Source organism: Candidatus Harpocratesius sp. (genome assembly GCF_054039255.1).
In genome coordinates this window covers 24,377-45,030 of sequence record NZ_JBPLBG010000010.1, presented here as the reverse complement: position 1 = coordinate 45,030, position 20,654 = coordinate 24,377, and the positions used below count along the sequence as shown (strand labels likewise).

Annotated in this window: 11 protein-coding genes; 5 read left to right on the top strand and 6 right to left on the bottom strand. The window is 31.3% G+C overall.

Going from position 1 to position 20,654, the window contains the following annotated elements; all coding sequences use genetic code 11:
- The first annotated feature begins 1 nt into the window (after position 1).
- Positions 2-631: a DUF2284 domain-containing protein gene (locus tag ACXLDF_RS02625; RefSeq protein ID WP_457556935.1), complete on the top strand. Its 630-nt coding sequence runs from the start codon at positions 2-4 to the stop codon at positions 629-631.
- A 164-nt stretch (positions 632-795) separates the two neighbouring features.
- Here the strand turns inward: ACXLDF_RS02625 and psmA are convergent, their stop codons facing one another.
- Positions 796-1,524, bottom strand: coding sequence for an archaeal proteasome endopeptidase complex subunit alpha (psmA, locus tag ACXLDF_RS02620; protein ID WP_457556934.1), 729 nt, complete (start codon positions 1,522-1,524; stop codon positions 796-798).
- Between the two features lie 264 nt (positions 1,525-1,788).
- On the opposite strand from psmA, the gene ACXLDF_RS02615 reads away from it, so the two are divergent.
- Positions 1,789-2,943, top strand: a complete 1,155-nt coding sequence (locus ACXLDF_RS02615; protein ID WP_457556933.1) for a hypothetical protein — start codon at positions 1,789-1,791, stop codon at positions 2,941-2,943.
- Between the two features lie 82 nt (positions 2,944-3,025).
- On the opposite strand, the gene ACXLDF_RS02610 is transcribed toward ACXLDF_RS02615, so the two are convergent.
- The gene (locus ACXLDF_RS02610) at positions 3,026-4,687 is read right to left on the bottom strand and encodes a radical SAM protein (RefSeq protein WP_457556932.1); all 1,662 of its coding nucleotides are present in this window, start codon (positions 4,685-4,687) and stop codon (positions 3,026-3,028) included.
- A gap of 159 nt (positions 4,688-4,846) precedes the next feature.
- A complete protein-coding gene (locus tag ACXLDF_RS02605) occupies positions 4,847-9,109 on the bottom strand; it encodes a hypothetical protein (protein WP_457556931.1) in 4,263 nt (1,420 codons plus the stop codon).
- Between the two features lie 126 nt (positions 9,110-9,235).
- Here ACXLDF_RS02605 and ACXLDF_RS02600 point away from each other — a divergent pair, with 126 nt between their 5' ends.
- Positions 9,236-10,513, top strand: coding sequence for a hypothetical protein (locus tag ACXLDF_RS02600; protein WP_457556930.1), 1,278 nt, complete (start codon positions 9,236-9,238; stop codon positions 10,511-10,513).
- 52 nt (positions 10,514-10,565) lie between these two features.
- On the opposite strand, the gene ACXLDF_RS02595 is transcribed toward ACXLDF_RS02600, so the two are convergent.
- Positions 10,566-14,330, bottom strand: a complete 3,765-nt coding sequence (locus ACXLDF_RS02595) for a hypothetical protein (RefSeq protein ID WP_457556929.1) — start codon at positions 14,328-14,330, stop codon at positions 10,566-10,568.
- Between the two features lie 399 nt (positions 14,331-14,729).
- On the opposite strand from ACXLDF_RS02595, the gene ACXLDF_RS02590 reads away from it, so the two are divergent.
- Positions 14,730-18,083, top strand: a complete 3,354-nt coding sequence (locus tag ACXLDF_RS02590) for a DEAD/DEAH box helicase (RefSeq protein ID WP_457556928.1) — start codon at positions 14,730-14,732, stop codon at positions 18,081-18,083.
- The gene (locus tag ACXLDF_RS02585; RefSeq protein WP_457556927.1) at positions 18,083-19,051 is read left to right on the top strand and encodes an SWIM zinc finger family protein; all 969 of its coding nucleotides are present in this window, start codon (positions 18,083-18,085) and stop codon (positions 19,049-19,051) included. Before ACXLDF_RS02590 ends, ACXLDF_RS02585 begins: the two co-directional genes overlap by 1 nt.
- Positions 19,052-19,116: 65 nt before the next feature.
- Here the strand turns inward: ACXLDF_RS02585 and ACXLDF_RS02580 are convergent, their stop codons facing one another.
- Positions 19,117-19,806: a hypothetical protein gene (locus tag ACXLDF_RS02580; protein ID WP_457556926.1), complete on the bottom strand. Its 690-nt coding sequence runs from the start codon at positions 19,804-19,806 to the stop codon at positions 19,117-19,119.
- Positions 19,807-19,975: 169 nt separating this feature from the next.
- Positions 19,976-20,644: an EMC3/TMCO1 family protein gene (locus ACXLDF_RS02575; protein WP_457556925.1), complete on the bottom strand. Its 669-nt coding sequence runs from the start codon at positions 20,642-20,644 to the stop codon at positions 19,976-19,978.
- Positions 20,645-20,654: the final 10 nt, after the last annotated feature.

Here is a 20,654-nt window from a genome sequence, read left to right as displayed (position 1 = left end):
TATGAATTTTAAAATTGATGCATATCGAGTACAATTCGATCAAATTCAATTTATTGAAAATAATGAAAAAGTAAAGCAAAACTGCCAACTTCCTTACAAGGGTCATAAAGATGGATGTCCAAATTTTGGATTTAATTGGAGCTGTCCACCATATAGTTCAACAATTAAAGAGACTCGAGCAACACTTTCTACTTATCAGTACTTTTGGCTTATTCGCATTAAAATCTCTGTTTATTCTCATCCAATAAAAATATGGTCAAAGATCAAAGATTCAAAGCAATTTGAATTAATTACAGACATTTTGAATGATTTTCTTGAAAAATTTCGTGATTCTCATGCCATGGAAACAATTTATTTTTGCTCAGAATGCAGAATTTGTAAAAAAAAGGGATATAAATGCACTTGTCCAGATGAACCGTGTAGATATCCTAACAAGATTCAATTTTCTCCAGAATCTGTTGGAATTGATATATTTAAAACATTTCGTGAATTAAAATTGGAAATTGAAGAATTTCCAAAAGAATTTCTCCAAAGAGTAGGTCTTATTGCTTCTAATGAAATTTTGAATTTTCCTAAAATCATTAAAAAATACCAATTACACAGAAAAATATTATCAAAATTTGAAGAATAAAAATATCATTAATAAATAATTAATTATAGAGTGTAAATAAAAAAAAAAAACAAGTTTTTATTTTGCAATTTTAGTTAATTAATCAAATCTAATTATTTATACATCAACACTGTGAATAGGTGAGTATTTTTTGCAGTGCTGTAAATTAATTAGTGCGAATAAGTCTATTCAGCAGGTTTAATATTCATATATTTCATTTTTTCATCCATCGAGAGGATTCGAAATTGCTTAGATTCAGTATCGATACATCCGATTTGAATGGTTTCATCTTCTATTTCCTCTTCAGTAGATTCTTTTAAGACTTGAATTCCCATTTTAATTAACTCATCTAAAGACATCTCATCTTTAAGCGATTTATTGAGTTTTTCACGAGCATCCTCCGCATTTCTTCCCATGGCAGTTCCTTTCCATGCCCAGTATGTTCCACTTGGCGACGTTGTCATAACTCGGGGCATTCCATCGGGATCTACTCCAATGATTAATAATGCAGAGCCAAAGGGTCTGACTCCCCCATGTTGAGAATATTGCTGTTTAATATCAGCTAATTTTCGAGTAATCGTTTGAATTCGAACTGGTTCATTGTAAGTTAATCGATGAACTTGACATTGTACTCGTGCATAATCTACAAGAATTCGAGAATCTGCATGAAGACCAGAAATACTACATCCAATATGTTGGTCAATCTTGAAAATTTTTTGAATAGTTGATGGATCCATTAATTTACTAAATTTTTTCCGCGTAATAATAGCTGCGCCTGATTTTGATTTAATTCCAATACAAAGCGTTCCTCGGCGCACTGCTTCTAATGCATATTCTACTTGATATAATCGTCCTTCGGGTGAAAACATGGTGATCGATCGATCGTAGCCTGCATCATCGCCCTTTCTCATCATAGTTTCTTAAGCCTCTAGAGTATACTTCATTACTTATTATAGAGAATAATGAATATAAGTGTAAAAAATTTTGGGCTATTATTGAAAAGAACTTCTTTATATTAGAGAAAGTTGATAACAACTAATTTTCTATATAACATCTTGAAACCATCGACTTAGCCAATAAGCCCTCTAATTCCTCTAAGTTTTATATTGTGATTAATTTTAATACTTAAATTTTATTGAAACATTGAAACGTCATATTAAAAATTCAGTAGGAAATTGATGGCTATGGATTGGGACAATGAATCTTTTGAGAAAGAAATAGAAATTGAACGTGCAAACGAGATTATTCAAGAAGCACTCGAACTTTGTCAAAAAGGAAATATTAAGGCAGCCATCTACCTTACTATGCGTGCTATTGAGATTTACTTGAATATTGGTGTTTATCTTCAAATATCTCCTGCATTTAATCAATTAGTTACTTTTGTTCAAAAAGAAACAGAAATTCTATTAATCATGGAAAAAGTCCAAAATATTATTGTTGAACTTGAATACTTAGATCTTCAAGAAGAAATCGCAAAATTGAAACTAGTTTTATCTGTATTAGCATATAAACAAGAAAACTTTCACACTGCAGCCAACCTTTACCAAGAAACAGCAGATCTTTTTTTTTCGATAGATCCGGAAGAATATCGTCAAGCAAGTGCAATGTTTTTACTTCGAGCTGCAGAATGTTTTGAAAAGATTAATCGAATGGAACGAGCAAAAAGATTAGTGTTTGAAGCAATACAGATGAATAATACAAGTATTTTCGATTATCCTAATCATTTTCAAATTTTAATTAAATTGATTCAAACTAAAAAATATGAACTAGCTGTAAAAGAACTTAGAGAAATTGCGAAGTTTTTCAGAGATCTCTGCCAAGGTCTGAAAAATGTTGAAGAATTTAGCCAAACATTCGAGTATCTAAAAAATAATGTGTTAACTCGACTAATCCATATGATTTCAGAATTTAACCTTTTGAAAATGATGTGCTATCGACATTTAGGAATGATCGAACAAGTAAAAAATCAAGCTAAGAAATCTATCGATGATTTAAAAAGATCGATTAAAATTTTCAAAGGTGAAATCAAAAAATCTCATTATACTTCTGCAGATTTGCAACATCTAACTTTCATTGTATTTCTTTTGCAAGTTTTTCAAGAATTCGCAGATTATCAAGTCGAAGACCCAAGAGATCTACTTCTTAGAGATGTTCCAAGAGAAATTCGAGAAGTTATTCAAAAACTTGATTTTTTCAAGTATACGGTTCAAATTGTAGAATTTGATTTACGACAATGTATAGATCTTTTCGAAGACCTACCATTCTCGCACATATTGGCACCTTTTCGTAATTTTATCCAGCTATCATTAAAACAATTAAATATTGATTGCTAAAAGATAGAAAAAAAATTTAAAAAAGTCTAAAAAGCAGTTGATGGCACTTTGTGCGAATAAGTTTTTTTTTCTATGAATTATTCTATTCTAAAGGTTTTCCATGCGTCTTAGCAAGTTTTTCTTCTATTCGTTCCCGATGAATGGTATTATAGGTGCAAAAAGGAATTTCTAGAACTCTTTTTCCTTCAGGATCATCGGGATCTAAAACCCCATAATGAACCACACATTTTTGAACTCGTGCTACATCCAAGTCATAAGCGTCTTGAAAATGCATACATCCAACGAATAACATCCCATGTTGTAACATTTGTTTAGATTTCTCAATCCGAACATCATTTAAGAAATTCAAAATATAACGATACATTGGATCATTCATAATTTTAGAAAGATTGAGATTCTTCACGTATTTTAACGCACCTATACCCCAATACAATTTCATAAAATTTCTGTATGCAATATCAGTCATTTTGTCAGAAAAATCAGTAAGCACATCAAATGCTCGCTCAATCCCGAGTGTATAGGCAAATGTTTTAAGACCGAGTAACCACTTTGAAGGTTTTGGAATTTCTCTTTTAAGGACCATATCCCAGCATTGATTTGACCAAGAAATAAAACCTTCAACATCTATCAGATCTTCCATAGCAACCCATTCGCCATCTTGAATCGGCATAAAAGTTGCCCACCCGCAATCATCATGCGCAGAAATGGACCATCTGGGTAAATTGGAAAACCATACTAATAATTGAGTCAATTTACTTGAAATAGCCAGAGGATAAAACTTAGTAATCTTGTCATCAGTAACTTTTATAATTTCATCAATTAAATCGCTGGCGGTATATCGCATATTCATTAAATCTTCTAAAGTAATTCTTCCACATAATGAAACTGGTTGAAAGATAACCCCACCTATAATATCATTATTTTGTTTAGCATATTCCAAAATAGGCCCAATTTCATGGTCGTTTACTCCTTTGGCGATTGTAGATACTAAAAATATTCCATCAAGACCAACTTCTCGGCAATTATCTATCACTTGCTGTTTGATATCAGTTAAATCCTTTCCCCGAATTTTTTCATATATTTGATGAGATTGCCCGCTTGACGCATCCCATGAAAGATATATTGCCCCCAATCCCACTTCTTTTAGTTGTCGGCAAAATTCTTTGCTTCTTGCCATTCGAATTCCATTTGTATTCAACATTGTGTGGGGAAAACCTAAATCATTTGCTTTTTTAATAATATCAAGAATTCTTGGATGAAGGGTAGGCTCTCCGCCTGAAAATTGAGCAATAACAGCATGATAAGGTCTTTGTTTAATAAAATGTTCCATTATTTTTACAATTTCATTATATGAGTATTCAACAATTCGCCCAGCAGCATTTGAATTAGCGAAACAAATTGGACAATTTAAATTACAACGATTTGTTATATCAATAATCATTAAATTTGCTGCAGATTGATGTTTATCACATAATCCACAATCATATGGACAACCTTTTTGTGTTGGAATTTTTAAGATATTTTCAGGTGTTGTAGAGAAATTAGAATCTAGTTGCACCGCCTCATGGTTTTTCCATTTATAATATTCAGGATTATTAGAAATTTTGTCCATAAATTCTCCGTGTTTTGGACATTTTTTTCTCATTAATACCCAGTTAGTGTCTGGATCCACAAAAATTTCGGCGGGAATGGTTTCCATACATTCTGGGCAAACAGATGTGGTCTTTCTGAGAATTTCAACCATAACAATTACCTAGTTTATCTAGTGTTTAAGAATTACTTCTTTACTATGAGGGAGCGATAAAAATGAACGCTTACGAAAGTATGTGAGCGGATTATTCCCTTGATATTAGATTTAAGTAATTCGTGTTTTGATTAAAAGTTTTTCAGTTATGAGTTATAGTTATTTTTGAAAAAGCGGACGTCTTTGAAAAAAGGTTCTTATCCATCTATATCTTCGCTGAAAATGTTCGATTTCTTTGGGTGATAATTGTGATTTTACCCGGCTCATCGCTTGTTGAAGAAGTTCATGTTCTTCAGGATCATGGAACTTCACACCCATCTGATATACAATTGAATATAAAATAAGTGCAGAATAATAATCTTTATTTTTTTCAAATAGTACCCCTTTTCGAAAAATTTCATCTTTTCTAGCAAAGAATTCGGATTTGTTCAAAGATTTACGACCACGAAGAAATACTTCTTGAAAGTCTTTTAATGTTCGATTAATATAATGTAAAATTGGTAAAGATTCAAGATTATCAAGGTTTTCTTCAGAAGGAATTGAAATTTCTTCATAACTTTCAAGATCTATATTACTTAATTCATTTTTTTTTGAATTACTTAACTCAAGATAATTTGGAGGAATGTCCACTTTAGGTACGCGTAAAGTGGTAATATTATCTAAGGAATCTTGAGCAGAATCTATTTTTTCATAATCTTCCAATTTAAACGTTGATTTTAATAAGGGAATACTTTTCATTGAATCGTATACAGCGGTATGTTTGAGATATTTATTAGCAAATTTCCTACCAAACAGAATAACAATAGGTATTCCAATAAGAACAATCCCTGCAATAATTATAATGGGTATAAAGATCTGTTGAAAAATATTACGGGTGATTTCTATTTGAATTCTGAATGAATTAGGCAAATTTGTTCTGGATTCAGGAAAGCTAATACTAATTATTATATAATCAAATTGATCCTTTTTAGGAACATCAAAACCTGAAAGTGTGAAAACGGCATTTTCATCTGTATAGAGCGATTTCTTAATAGTATTATTAATATTTTTACCAACAAAAACAATTTTTGCAGATATTTCTTGATTTACAGCTGGCCATTCATGAGTACCATTATTGAATCGAATTGAGCCAGAAAATTCAAAAGGTTCTTGTTCAACTACATTAATAAGGTCATTGTAATCAAACAATATTGCCCATTTTGGTATAATCTTTAATTCTATTTGGTTAAATTGTTGAGGAGCCAAGTTGGTTGTGTTGGCAAAAATTCTAATTTGATATGAATTCAAAGAAATTAAATTGCTTATTAGGAAATTTGCCTGATAATAACCAAAAAGCGAAGAAGTAAGAGTGAAACGAGTAAGATTTGTAACGGCCAAATTATTGGTTGTATCATAAATATATCCCAAAATTGAACCGAAATTGAATGGTAAAATACTATTGGGGTCATCTAAATAAGTAGCTTGATATTGATATTTAATTTTTATAGTAAAAAGCGAATTAAATTGCTCAAATTCTTGCAAAATAACATGACCTGAATCTAATACTTTGGAAGAATAGGCGTTTGATTCAATAAACTCAAGATATGTTGGGGGTGCGATGATTTCTATTGATATTTCCCGAAATTGAGATTCACATTTAGAAGTGGTATTTTGACATTTAAGAATCAAAGACAGCGAATGTTCTCCCAAAAAATCCATATAACTGAAAGGATCGGTGTAGATACGCAAAAAAAAGTTATTATAACTATTATTTTCTTGTTCAGAATCAAACAACCACCAAGAAGAATCGATTAAAATCTGATCAACATAAATAGAAATATTAAATGATGAAGGTGAAAATGACTTTCCTAAAGATTCACCAGAAGAAGTATACCATTTTCCATGAATAGTTAGACTTTGATTGAAATATATTTGAGAATCGCTTATTGTATAAAAAAATGTAGTATTAATAAGGATAAAAACTTGTACAGTGCAAGTTACGGTACGAAATTTATAATGAGAAAAGGTGATTGTTAAATTAACGTTAGTTCCAGCACGATAGTAATCTGGGTTAGCATAAAGATCAAAGAAATATCTGTCTGTATCATATCGAATGGAATAATTTCCCGCCAACCAAGAGAGGGTAATATTTGCATTTGAAATAGATGTATTTTCAAGAGAATTATAAAGTACCCATAGTGAATCATCCTCATTAAAAGAATTAATCTTCACATCAACACTTTTCTGTGAAAGTATCAAGGTAGCGAATTCTTTAAGGAAATAATGGACCAGAAAAGAACCTGCAGAAGAACCATTATTCCACCATATTCGTGCAGTTAAAAAGTTACTATTTACTCGATCAGAAATAACGTATGAAGGGAAAGAAAGTAGATGTGTTGTCTCATTTGCTAAAGCGGATGTAGTTGAATGATTATAGTCAAGAAAATCAGCCGCGGTAAGAATATATGAAGAATCACTTTCAAAAAAGGAACCATTTGTCTGCCACCATGAAAGTGACACTGTCATTTCATTTCCCAAAGTGTTACAGTATGGATATATTTCATCCATTGCACTATAATACTGTCGACTGGGCGAGATATTGAAAAGAATTGGTTCATTATCAGATAGTGCAACAATATTTATGGATTCAGAAGAGAGGGTCGAATTAATCCAAAGATTAGTCCCAGTGCATGAAAATGATGAATTGTTTTCAGGAGTAATTGTAATATTTCGCCAATTTTGAGGAAAATAGATCTTGTATCTAAAAGAAGAGTTATCAAATACAAGTAAAGTTGAATTAATTATCGGAATAGCGGGATCTATAGATGAAATCCATTGAACTTCACTACTTAGAGAAGGAATTATAAATTGAGTCAAATTACTGAATTTTTCTTCGTGAATTATTATACTTAGGGAAAAATTAAAGAAACAAGATAAATTTGCTTGAAAAAGGATAGTAAACTGCCCAAATAACACGGGCCAAGGACCCTCACCATCAGATTCAGAATTAAATTGGACTTGAAGCGGATTTCCTGAAAAATTCCTGATTGATTGGAATCCATCTTGATCAAAAAGCCTTGCATTAACATTAATATCTGAGATATTCAAAGAAGAATATTCAAGGTACTCAATATTATAAAGAAAATTTTTATTGTATGGTTGCCATTGCGTTCCATTCTCGCTAACAAGTGGATTTTGACTTCCATCAACATTGGAAATTGTTGTATACAAATCAAAATAGTTAGTTGGTGGGCTCAATTGCAACATTGAAGCGTTAATCACAAAATAATATTCACCAGGACTGAGAAATAGGGAAAATTCAGTAAAATCGAAAGCATGCCATGAATGAATAAGTTGAACTTCATTAGGGAAGCTTTTTACTGCTAATGGGATAGTTAAATTTGGTCCTGTTCCATTACTTGGAAAAATAGATATCTCAAAATTTCCTAACACACTTGAAAAAGCACAAAATAGATGTAATTTTTGAAGATAAATATCTGATTGAATTGTAAAATTCACGCTTGCATAAGAATACACAGAAGATTTATGGAGAGTAATTTTAGGATTATCAATTGTGCCGATCTGTTCCAAAACTGCTGTGGAATATGAATTATTTGTATGAAAAATAGAAAAATTAAGATTTTGATAAATAGTTAAATTTGAATAAATTAGGGTCAAATTGACTAAATGTTGGCCCGAGTCGGAATTGGAAAAATTATGTGCATATGAATAATTTTGGTAATTTGCAAGACTTGAAAAAGTGTGAACCAGTAAATTATCAATATAAATTTGTGCCTGGCTTATAGGTGCATTTTCAAAAGATGTAATAGTGAAATTAATCCAGTTCAAATATCTGTTTTCACTGGGAAGTGATGTATTTACAGAATTATTGGTATAGACTATTGTATATGTAGGATCTCCGATAATAGATTCATTTATAGGCAGAACATGGGTTGTACTCTGCCATAGATCATCAATAGTTATATTTAATGAAGTCACTTTATTATCAGCAGGCAGAGAAAAATGAACTTCTGTTTGATTATTTAAAATTTCAGAAAGTGAAACAAAATTGGAGTAGTTTCCTTTTCCATTAATGGATGTCGTATAATTTATTGGTGAACCTTTTCCAGAAAATGAAGAATTTAACAGATATAAGCCTTCATTTTGATTATTATTTTTATTTATCGCAATATTTAGATCATTTGATATTTCTGAACTGTTAGAATTATTTTCATTTAAGTGTGTATTCTTCAAAGTAGAAAGATCTGAGTTAATCTTAAGACTCTTTGAATATGAGGAAGAATTATTAATGCGATTAAGATCGGCAAGATCCACAAGAGTATGGGATGAATTACTCTTAATTTCAACAATATTAAAACAAATTAAACTTGAGAAAAAAATAAAACTCACAAATATTCCAAAATATTTTTTCCTTTCCACCACACTCATATACACAGTTAGAAAAAATTCCTTAAATTTGTTTGGAATAATGGTGAACTTTTCATATGAAGCGCATACTTATAATGAAAAATAAATAGAAGGAAGAATTCAACTTCGTACCAATTAAAGATGGGAGATGGAAAAATACTGATTAATCAAAAGATAAAGGAACGCATGCTCAAGTTAAAATTAACTAAGCTTGATCAAAAATTAGAGCATGAATTAATTCGTTCTTTTCGTTCTTTCTCTGAACAAGTGAAAGAAGATATTAATGCAATTGATGATTCACCTCAACTGCTAAATATTATTCGCATCGGATCAACATTTAGAGAATTGTGTGATAAAATAGGTGAAGATAAAGATCATTTTAGCAAGTTTTTTCGGTTTTTAGACGAAGTTCGTTCACAAGATCGACAGATGGAAGAAAAGATTGAAGCCTTTAAGCGAAAATATGATTTCTCAAATCCATCTAAGTTTCGGGTAGAAATATCAGTTAAAACTCAAGATATTCTTTTATATTTTCAAAATTTGATTTCCATTTATGATGATTTTCAATCCCAGAAAGAAGAACTCAAACAATCTTTTATAGATAATGATTCTTCATCATATAATCAAGAGAAAAAACAGTATTTATCCTTTTTTCAAAACAAGATTCAAGTAATCAAACAAAAAACCCGTTTGATCACCCATCTTTCACCTGATGTAGTAGAACAATTGGATGATTCATCATCCCAATTTTCTCGTACTATCTCAAGTGCTTATTATTTAGTTCATCCTGAACAAAAACCAGAGAATCGCAGATTAATTCAAGATTTTAAAAAATCTTCATCTTCAGATATCTTAGATTCCTTCAAAAAGCCACTTCCTTTTCAACTTGAAAAAGCAATATTACGAACTTTTATTAAGAATTTAGAAAATAAAATGAAGGACTTTGAATCACAAGGATTTATTGCGCACATTCGTTCATTTGCACCTCTTATTTTTGCCAAATATGAGGAAATGGTCAATAATTTTGATAATTCAAATATTTTTACTTTATACTTTGAAGAAAAGCTCCAATTAAAAAATATTGTTAGAAAAAATTACCGTGCACTTGAAGAATGGTTGGAACGTGTTAATCGTAAATATGGTGAAGATCAAGGTGATTCAAAAATAGAACCACCTGTTAATCCAAAAATTCTTAAATCTTTCTTAACAGAATACCAAATTAAGCGCGATCAACTGCAGAATCAAAGGAAAGATCGAAGAATTTATCATTATATTCTTAATCAAAAGAAATTGGAGGAGAAAAATGAGAAAAAAGAAAGTAGAGAGAGATTAAATGTAAAGAAATCAGAAAAAAATGAAGAGCAAATTAAGAACGATCCAGATAAGCAAGAAAAATTAAAAAAAGCTAATAATAAATAAATAAAAGAAATAATTGAAAAAAGTAAGAAAAAAAAATAAAAAATCTTTCACCTTATCTTCGTTTACGATATACAGGGATGACAATTGCTACGATCGCAACGAAACTTATTCCACCAAAAATCGGTGTTGTGTATCCAGGAATGCTACTAAAATCTAAATTCGAGAAAGAATTTGTATTATTTCCCGTAGGAGAAGTTCCAGTATCATCATCTCCTGAAGGTGTTGTATCGTCTGAAGAACTTGATTGTGAGTCTATTTGAATTTCCAAATTATACCATCGAAATCCATCATCTCCACCTACTAAAAGGATTAAATCTTGTTCAACATTATTAGAGAACCATAAATACAATTCTCCGTCACTAGATGAATAATCACTTACTAAAGTCGAACTTCCGTCAGAACTCATCAATTCAGCAAAGAAAGATCCCATCGAATCGCATGTTATCCGAATAGTAATATTTCCAACTGGAACATGGAATCGATAGTAGTCTTGATCTCCTTGAACCAAATCATTCCATTGTCCTGGAGCATCGATCCAAGCAGCATTTTGAGGTTCATCATTTTCCTCTGCCCAATCATCTTGTGAATTTTCATCTTGCCACCAGATATTTAAATCATACTGATCACCAATATCAGGCCCTGAAACTCGGATATATTCACTGGGATAATCCCCAGCTGCTGTCCAGACTAACTCTTTTCCGTCACTATAATCAGTAACAACATAACCATGTAGGTTTCCATATTGATCTATTAGTTCAATGTTCAAATCAGTATTATATCGATCAAAAATGATATAAACATGGACAGTCTTTCCTGAATTTACTCCTGGAATCTGGAACCAATCTTGATCAAATTGATAAAATGATGAATAATATCCCCAATCAAGCCATTCAGCATCAGATTGAATATCATTTTCTTCAGCCCAGTCATCTCCACCAAAAGAGACTTTCGTTTCTAAATTATACCAATCTCCATAGTTAGGTCCTAAGACTCTGATGTAAATATATTGCCCTACTCCAGGGTCTGAAAATTCTGCATAAATATAATCATCTGAATAGATACCATTAGCTAACCAATCACCATTAGAATCCCACAAAGAAAGTGAAGGTGTCCATGCATTATTATCAAACCATATCGAAACTGTAAAGAAATCACCAGGTTCTAACCAAACATAATACCAATCATCATCCCATTGATATAAATCGGGATAATAATTATTGATATCAAGCCATCTTGATGACCATTGTTCATCATTTTCTTCTGCCCAATCATCAGAAACGGAATTATTCTCCCACCATAGATCCAAATTGTACCAATCTCCAGAATTTGGTCCATAGACTAAAATATAGAGATATGAATGATATTCTTCTGGTTTGAATATAATTTCTTTTGAATCAACATTTGAATAATAATTATAACTCAGTATCCAACCTGATTCATTGTATAAATTGATATATAGCTCAGTATCGTTTGTATCAAATTTCAACACTACATGAAGTGTTTGATCAGTGCCCATTCCTGGAATTTGATACCAATCATCATCCCATTGATTTAGACCAGAATAATAATCCCATCCAAGAGGATATGCTTCACCTATAAAATCATTTTCTTCTGCCCAATCATCAGAAACGGTATTATTTTCCCACCAAACATTCAAATTGTACCAATCTCCAGAATTTGGTCCGTAAACTAAAATATAGAGATATGAATGATATTCTTCAGGTGTGAAAATAATTTCTTTTGAATCATCGTTTGAATAATAATTATAACTCAGTATCCAACCTGATTCATTGTATAAATCGATATATAACTCAGTATAATTTCTATCAAAATTCAACACTACATGAAGTGTTTGATCAGTACCCATTCCTGGAATTTGATACCAATCATCATCCCATTGATTTAGACCAGAATAATAATCCCATCCAAGAGAATATGCTTCACCGATAAAATCATTTTCTTCTGCCCAATCATCAGAAACGGAATTATTCTCCCACCAAATATCCAGATTGTACCAATCTCCAGAATTTGGTCCAGAAACTATAATATATAAATATGAGTGATATTGTGCAGGATTAAACGTGATCTCTTTTGAAAATTCATTTTCATAGTAATCAACAGTTAATAGATAGCCAGTTTCGTTATATAATTCAAGATATAAATTAGTTTCGTTTTTATCGAAATTTAATATTACATGAAGCGTTTGATCAGTATCCAAACCTGGAATCTGATACCAATCATCATTCAATTGATATAAATCCATATAATATCCAAAACCAAGACTATAAGCCGAATAGATGAAATCATTTGGTTCTGCCCAATCATCGCCGGATGATTCAATGATAAAATTTAAATTATACATAGTGTAATCACCAGCAACTTCAATGTAGTAATATTGGGAATAATTGCCATTCACGAAATTGATCCACATCGCACCATCCCACATTTTTGTTGCATTTATCACTAAATTACTGTATTGATCGTATAATTCAAAACTGACATTTACCCATGAATCATAATATAAATAGATAGAAATGTTGTCATTTCCATTCACCCAAATAGCGTACCAATCTGCTTCATCGTTAAGAACTAGATGATCATAATAGTTTGGAACTAATTCTGGAGCTTCTCCGATGTAATCATTATCTTCCCAACTGTCTTCAACCAATTTTATTGAAAGATTGTAGAATCCAGGTTGTGGACTCATATATCCATTGGTGCTATAAATCTGAATTTTGTACTGTTCATATCCATAACAATAGAAACTAAAATTTTCAGAATTTCCTACTCCATATGATCCTCCAATTGAATTATTGTTACCATCATACACGGTGAAATCAAGGTCATTTTCAGTATGATTGAAATATGCTTCAATTTCTATTAATGTTCCATTGTATCCATCGAATGTGAACCAATCTTCATCAGCAAGCGATAGATAAGTATAATATCCATATCCAATATAGAATGATTCATTGATATTATCGTTTTCTTCATAAGGATCATCAGTTGGACCCATTCCAATATAAGTCCAAATATCCATGTCATATATATAGCCAGAATAAGGAACTTCCCATACATATATCGTTAAATTTTGATCAAGACCTGTTGCATTCAAGTATACTTCAACTTGCCCATAAACAGTATGAATTCCGGAGGCAATAATACTTCCAGTTTCATTAAGAATATCAAAATCAATCCAAGAATAAGCTTCATCGAATTTTATCTTAACTTCAAAATCTTCATCAGCTGAAACAAAAACACGATAATAGTCACTGTCATTCATTAATAAATCGGCATAGTAATTAGGCCAAATTATTGATGCAGAAGAAAAATCATCATTTCCGCCAAAATCATCGAATTTATCATCAATACTACCTGGTGCATATTCATTCACATTCAAACTGTAAGTTGAATTATATAGGCCACCATTACTATAAAATCTAATTACATAATAGTCTGAGCTAGGAACTGTGAAAAACAGGTCTTTAACTGGTTGCCAATCATAATTTCCTTTTACTAGTATGTAGGATGAATTATAAAGCTCAATATTTACAGTTTCATTGGTTGCATTTGTTTGAACTTGAATATGTAAAATAAATCCTGCTGTTGCATTTATTCTGAAAAAATCTTCATCATACAAGGATAGATCATAATATCCCCACGATATATTATATGCAGTGAAGAAAGTATCATTTTCCTCATAAATATCTTCAGGCTCCGCAGCTTGAACATTAGTCATTATTGTTACATGGAGACTGACTATTATTAGAAGAAAACCCAATATTAAAGGAATAAGTCTATGTGATATTTTTCTCATATTTAATTTCTCCTCCCTAAATAGATTAAAAGAAGCTTCTTTGTTTGTAATTATCAAACTCATTAAAGAATCTTCATGCAATTTTTACATGATGTTCTTTCTGAGTACTAAAAATAATATAAAAAAAAAGTCTTTTTATTTTACGTTTTGAGAATCTTTTTAATATTTTTGGAGAAATACTTCCCATTCAATTGTAAAAATTCTATGATATATTGAAAGATATAATATGATTTATTAAAAGTAAAAATCTGGTACAATTATTTATCTCGTTATAATACTTTTACATGCATAAAAAAAATACAATAATCACAATTTTTAAGGAGAAAGCATGATTGAAGAAATTGAATACTAATTCAAAATTTACTCTCACTATTCTTTTTCATTGGGGGTATTCACTAAATGAATTTACAATTAACATATCTTCCTGCAAAATATTGGAACGATCCAGCATCTCATTTTCAATTAATGTCTAAAACAGCAAAACCCCCTAAAGATTCTAGTTTTTTTATAATGTGGAGTATGAATGAACAACTTAATTCATCAATTCTTGAAACTGATTATATATTATTGCGAAAAAACTTAGAAAAGGAAATTAAGTGGTATTTTCCAAACATCCCTGCCAATAAATTATTGGAGTGCGAGATACTTCTTAGTATTCCATATAATAGCAAATTAAAATCTGGAGAATTTCAAAAAGTTTTCCAACTTCGCCCTATTTTTGGAAAAATCATTCCAATACCTCCTGCAATTAAATTGCTTTTTTATCTCCAAATTATTGAAACTAATGATCGAACAAAACGCATTCCACAGTACTCAGAATCAATTAAAACATGGGCATATTTAACAAAATTAACAGTAGAATTACTTTCTCGTGGGAATTTTGTCCCTACTCTTAAAGAAATAGAACCAAATACGTTTATTGGACAATGGAAAACAGTACTAAAAAGTCAAATGGATTATCAACGTTTCCACTTAATATTAAGGAATAGTGCTTGGAGTGCATTCAATATTCCAATTGATGTTATTCCTCCACATGGAAAAATCAAAGAATTCCAAACATCTGGACTATGGCACCCCTCCTATTTATTTATTGAATATATGGACACAGTTGGAGATTATTTAATTCGAAATTCATTAACAGATAAGTTTTTTGCTCAATTTTCTGCAATTTATAATTATTCTTCTTATGAAATGGAAAATGCTTGCTTAGACGATCCTGATACACCATGGGATCTAAGATTTCTACATTCTTGCATCAGTAAACATCGAAATTTCAAAATCACTCGCTTTTGTGATACTCCTATTCCAGGAATTCTTAGAAATTGGGTTCAAAATATTCAAGGATTCTCATTTTCTTATGGGTTATCATTTACATTTCGGTTAGAATATCCAAAAACAGAAAAATCTGATTGGACACTAGGTTTTTATTTGCAACCTCTACATGATCCAGATTATTTTATTCCGTTACAAGAATTATGGGGGGGAATATTAACACATAATGCGGAATTTGCTAATGTTTGCGATGATGAAAACGGACTTCAAGAAGAAACCTTACGAGCATTAGGTACTGCTTCAAAACTTTTCCCACCGATTAAAAGAGCGTTATTTGGGAAAAGTCCATCACAAGTAAAACTTAAAGCTGCAGAAGTAATGGATTTCATGAGATATTCCATGTATCTTTTAATTCAAGCAGGTTTCAATGTCGTATTACCAGATGAATTTACTGAAAAAGGTCAACAAAGGTTAAGTGCACGTTTAGTTATTAGACCTAAATCGCAAGAATCCAAAAAAAGAACTCATTTTGCCTCTACAAGTCCACAATCAGCTTTATTTGATATGGATTCGATATTAGAATTCCATTGGGAAGGTATGATTGAAGGAAATCGATTAACTGAAAAAGAATTTTTGGAACTAGCGAATAATCGAGAACCCCTGATCTTTTGGAGAGATCATTGGATCTTAGTTGATCCAGAAGATATGGAAAATCTACGACCAATATTTGAAACACAATCGAAAATAAAAGGAGAAATACCATATAGTGAAGCATTAAAGCTGGGAATGATTGGAGATATTCAATTAAGTGAAACATCCAATCATTATGAAGTAGTAGTTGAAGGTGAATTTCGAAATATCATCGATACACTTGAGAATATTCAAGAGTTTTCGCCTATACCAATTCCATCAAATTTCCAAGGAACTCTAAGACCATATCAGCAATCAGCACTTACGTGGTTAACACATATGACTTCGCTAAATTTTGGTGTGTGTTTGGCAGATGATATGGGTTTAGGAAAAACAGTTGAAATAATTTCTTTTTTGCAAAGACGTAAAGAGGATTTCCCTAATGCACCTGGTTCAATATTAATTATTTGCCCTACATCAGTTTTGTTTAACTGGAGAAGGGAAATAAATCGATTTGCACCTGATCTTGAGATTTATACCCACCATGGTTCAAATCGAATAAAAAATTTACAAGCCATTCAGAAATTTTCTCAAAACCATTTATTGATTTTAACAACCTATGGAACTGTCAGAAATGATAGTGAATTTTTAGAAACAATCCATTTTGCAGGAATTATTTTAGATGAATCTCAGAATATCAAAAATTACCAGGCACAAAAAACAAAAGCAATTCTACGGTTAAAATCCCAATTTAAAATTGCTTTAAGTGGAACACCAATTGAAAATCGCTTACTAGAATTATGGACACTTTTTAGTTTCCTAAATCCAGGATTATTAGGTAAAAGACGCATTTTTCAACAGAAATTCATCCTTCCAATTGAACGATATCATGATGAGCAAATTTCAGCAAAATTAAAGCGCTTTATTTCACCTTTTATTCTACGACGACTCAAAACTGATACTAACATTATTCAAGATTTACCAGAAAAGAACGAAATTAAAATCTATTTGGAATTAAGTCCTAAACAAGCACAATTATATGCAAAAGTTGTTCGTGAAACCTTGCAGAAAATTGAAAATCTTGAAAAATCAAATATTCAAAGAAAAGGTCAAATTTTGAAGCTATTAACGGCAACTAAACAAATTTGCAATCATCCTGTCCAATTTCTTTATAAAACGAAACATAAAGTGAGAATTCTACCAAAATCAGCACCCATTAATCAATCCGAAAAACTAACTAAAAATCTATATGAAAAACAATCTGATGATCTTGAAATATCTTATTCTGAATTTTTACATGCATCTCAAAAATTGGAAAGATTGTCAGAAATGGTAGAAGAAGTTTTGGAAGACGGCGAAAAACTGTTAATTTTCACTCAATTCAAACAAATGGGCGATTTATTAAAAGAATTTTTAGAACAGAAATATCACCTTCCAGTCGGATGGTTTCATGGGGGTGTTCCGGAACGACAGCGCCAACAATTAGTAGATAACTTCCAATCTACTGCTTTGGATTCCATTCCAATTCTAATCTTGTCTCTTCGAGCAGGAGGAACTGGTTTGAACCTTACACAAGCATCTACTGTATTTCATTATGATAGATGGTGGAACCCAGCTGTCGAAGATCAAGCCACTGATCGAGCTTATAGGATAGGTCAAAAAAAGACTGTTAATGTGTATAAATTCATAACTACAGGGACAATAGAAGAGAAGATTGATCAGATGTTGGAAGAAAAGCGCGATCTTGCCGATCGAATTCTTGCTGCAAAGGATGAAACTTGGATCACCGCTCTTTCTAATAACGAATTGAAGGAATTATTCAGTCTTTCGCAAATTGAGGAGGGATATTGATGCAACGTCGAACTAAAGAATCTAGAACGCCAAAAAAAGCACAAAGCGGCCATAATTCTAGAAATGGACATAAAACAAGAAAAGGACGTTATCCAGGAAATAATCGAAATGTGCGGAAAGAAGTACTAGAAATCAAGAGAGAATTGCACGGATTTGCAAAAACTAAATGGGGACAAATCTGGGTGGATCATATGTTAGAATATGGTCGTCCATTTCGAATGCAAAGAGGTATTCGCTATGCACAAGAAGAAAGAGTGTCTAATATCACTATTTCTCCAGGAATGATCTTTGCAACAGTTCAAGGAACTGCTCCAACCCCCTATTTAGTAAAAGTCCGATTTGAAACAATTCCGGAAGATGTTTGGTATCAAATTGCCATGAAAATTGCAGAAAAGGCATATTATACAATAAAATTGTTAGAAAATACCATTCCGGAGGATTTTGAATTAATTTTTGAAGAAGTGGGATATGAATTGTTTCCAGATCCAACAACAAGTTTAAATGCATCATGTTCTTGTCCTGATAAAGAAATTCCCTGCAAACACATAGCTGCGACAGTTTTATATGTTGCTCGTGTATTTGATTATGATCCATTCCTCTTATTAAAATTACGGGGAAAAGCTCGTGAGGAATTATTACGTACGATAAAGAATGCACGAAGTTGCGCAAATGAGCCAATTTCAATTTCTGTTAAAAAGATTCGAGAAATGGTTAATATAGCTGATAAAAGTTTTGAAGTACCTATTCTTCCTGTTCAAGAATTAAACGTAAATTCATTCTTAAAACCAACGACTCCTTATAATATAGGTTTTCGATTTTTAAAGCCAGGAACTGATATAAAAACTTTAGATACGCTAAACTTGGCTCCAAATTTAGAAAAACCAGATCAATTTTATCAAGTTTTTCGAGATTTGTATTTAGTAGTCTCCAAAAAAGCATATGGAATGGCAAAAAAGCTAAATGAATAAAATATTTTAAAAAAGAATAAAATATCGAAAAAATGAAAATAAGAAAGTTACTGGATTGAATTAAATTAGATATAAAATGAATTATCACTAACTTTTACATTTTCCCTTATATTTTGGGAATTCAAAATTTGTGCTCGATTTCGCATATCTTTAACAATTTTATCGTGAGTTTCCAAAATATCAACAAATAATCCACCTTTTAATAAACTTAAAAAAAGGTCAAAATTCAAAGTTCGATGAGCTAATCGCGTATTTACTAAAAGATAAGCCAATAAATCGATTTCACCTTGGACTTGCGTCATCATTGCCATAAAACTATCTTGATTTTCTATTGCATTGCTTTCTGCCACTTCTGCTAACCTCATTTTGCAAAAGTCGTAAAATCCAGACTCTAAAATAGCATTTAAAATTAGTTTTTTATTTGCATGGGAAAAGAGTAGTTGATCTGAACGTGTGAACCCAGAAATTGTTTCATCAATTGCCACATTTAAGTAATCCATTAATGAATTCAATGCTTTTTGATAATTAAAGAAATTACTTACATCTATTATGTGAACATCTTCATCTTTATTATTATCTTCATCTTCATTTTCTTCAGGATTTTCATTTTCTTTTCTATCCTTATTTTTTTCATGATTTTTATTTTCTTCTCTATCTAAGAATTCTTCTTTATTTTCAATTTCTTTGCGATACCCATCTTTAAAATTATTTTTCATTTCCTTAGATTGCCCATTTTCTCTCTTATTTTTGTTCACTTTTTCATTACCATTTTCATTTTATAATATTTATTCGAGTTCCAATGCTCTTAAAGAAAGAATGCTCCCCTTTATACCTTTTCTGTGAATTTAATCAGATCTAATTGATGAAATAAATCTCAGATAAAAATAAGTTTAAAAAAACAGAAAATTTACACTCTTTGCTATATTATAAGAGATCACTGGGTTTAGGTAATTCAATTGTTGAGGAACTATCGAACAATGAAGAAGCTTGACCTTGTGTCGATTGGGACACTCCGAGAAGTTTCTGAAGAACAGTTCCTAATGCAAAAGAACACAACATGTACCATCCTGTATACCCTAAAAATCCAGCTTCTACAGGAAGATTTCCAACTGCAGAAAATAATTGTGAACGCATCATGGTAACGATGAATGCAGGAAAATCATCCATAGGATTAATTGGAGGTCGAGCTACAGGTAATTGTATTGATGACCATGATGGTGTATAGATACTCCTGATGACAAAGAAAAATGCCATAAATGGAATGATGGTAATGCAAGTAGGTTTTAATTTCTCCATTTGAATAGATTGCTGCATTTTTTGAACGCTTGCGTCTCGTCTTTGCCACTTTCCATATTCTTTTGCATAGCGCTTTGGATTAGTTTTTGATAATTCTAGAAGAGCTTTCTTTTTTGCATTATGTTCTGCCACAACTTCTTGGATACGACGAGCTTTATTGTGATCAACCAATGTTTTATTTAGAAAAGTAGAAACTAAAGAAACAAGTAAACAGATAAGAAAAATAAACCAAAGTGAATTTGGGGGTCGGGAAACAAGAGTGATAAAATCACTCCATGTTAAAATCATAACCAACATTAATCACTTG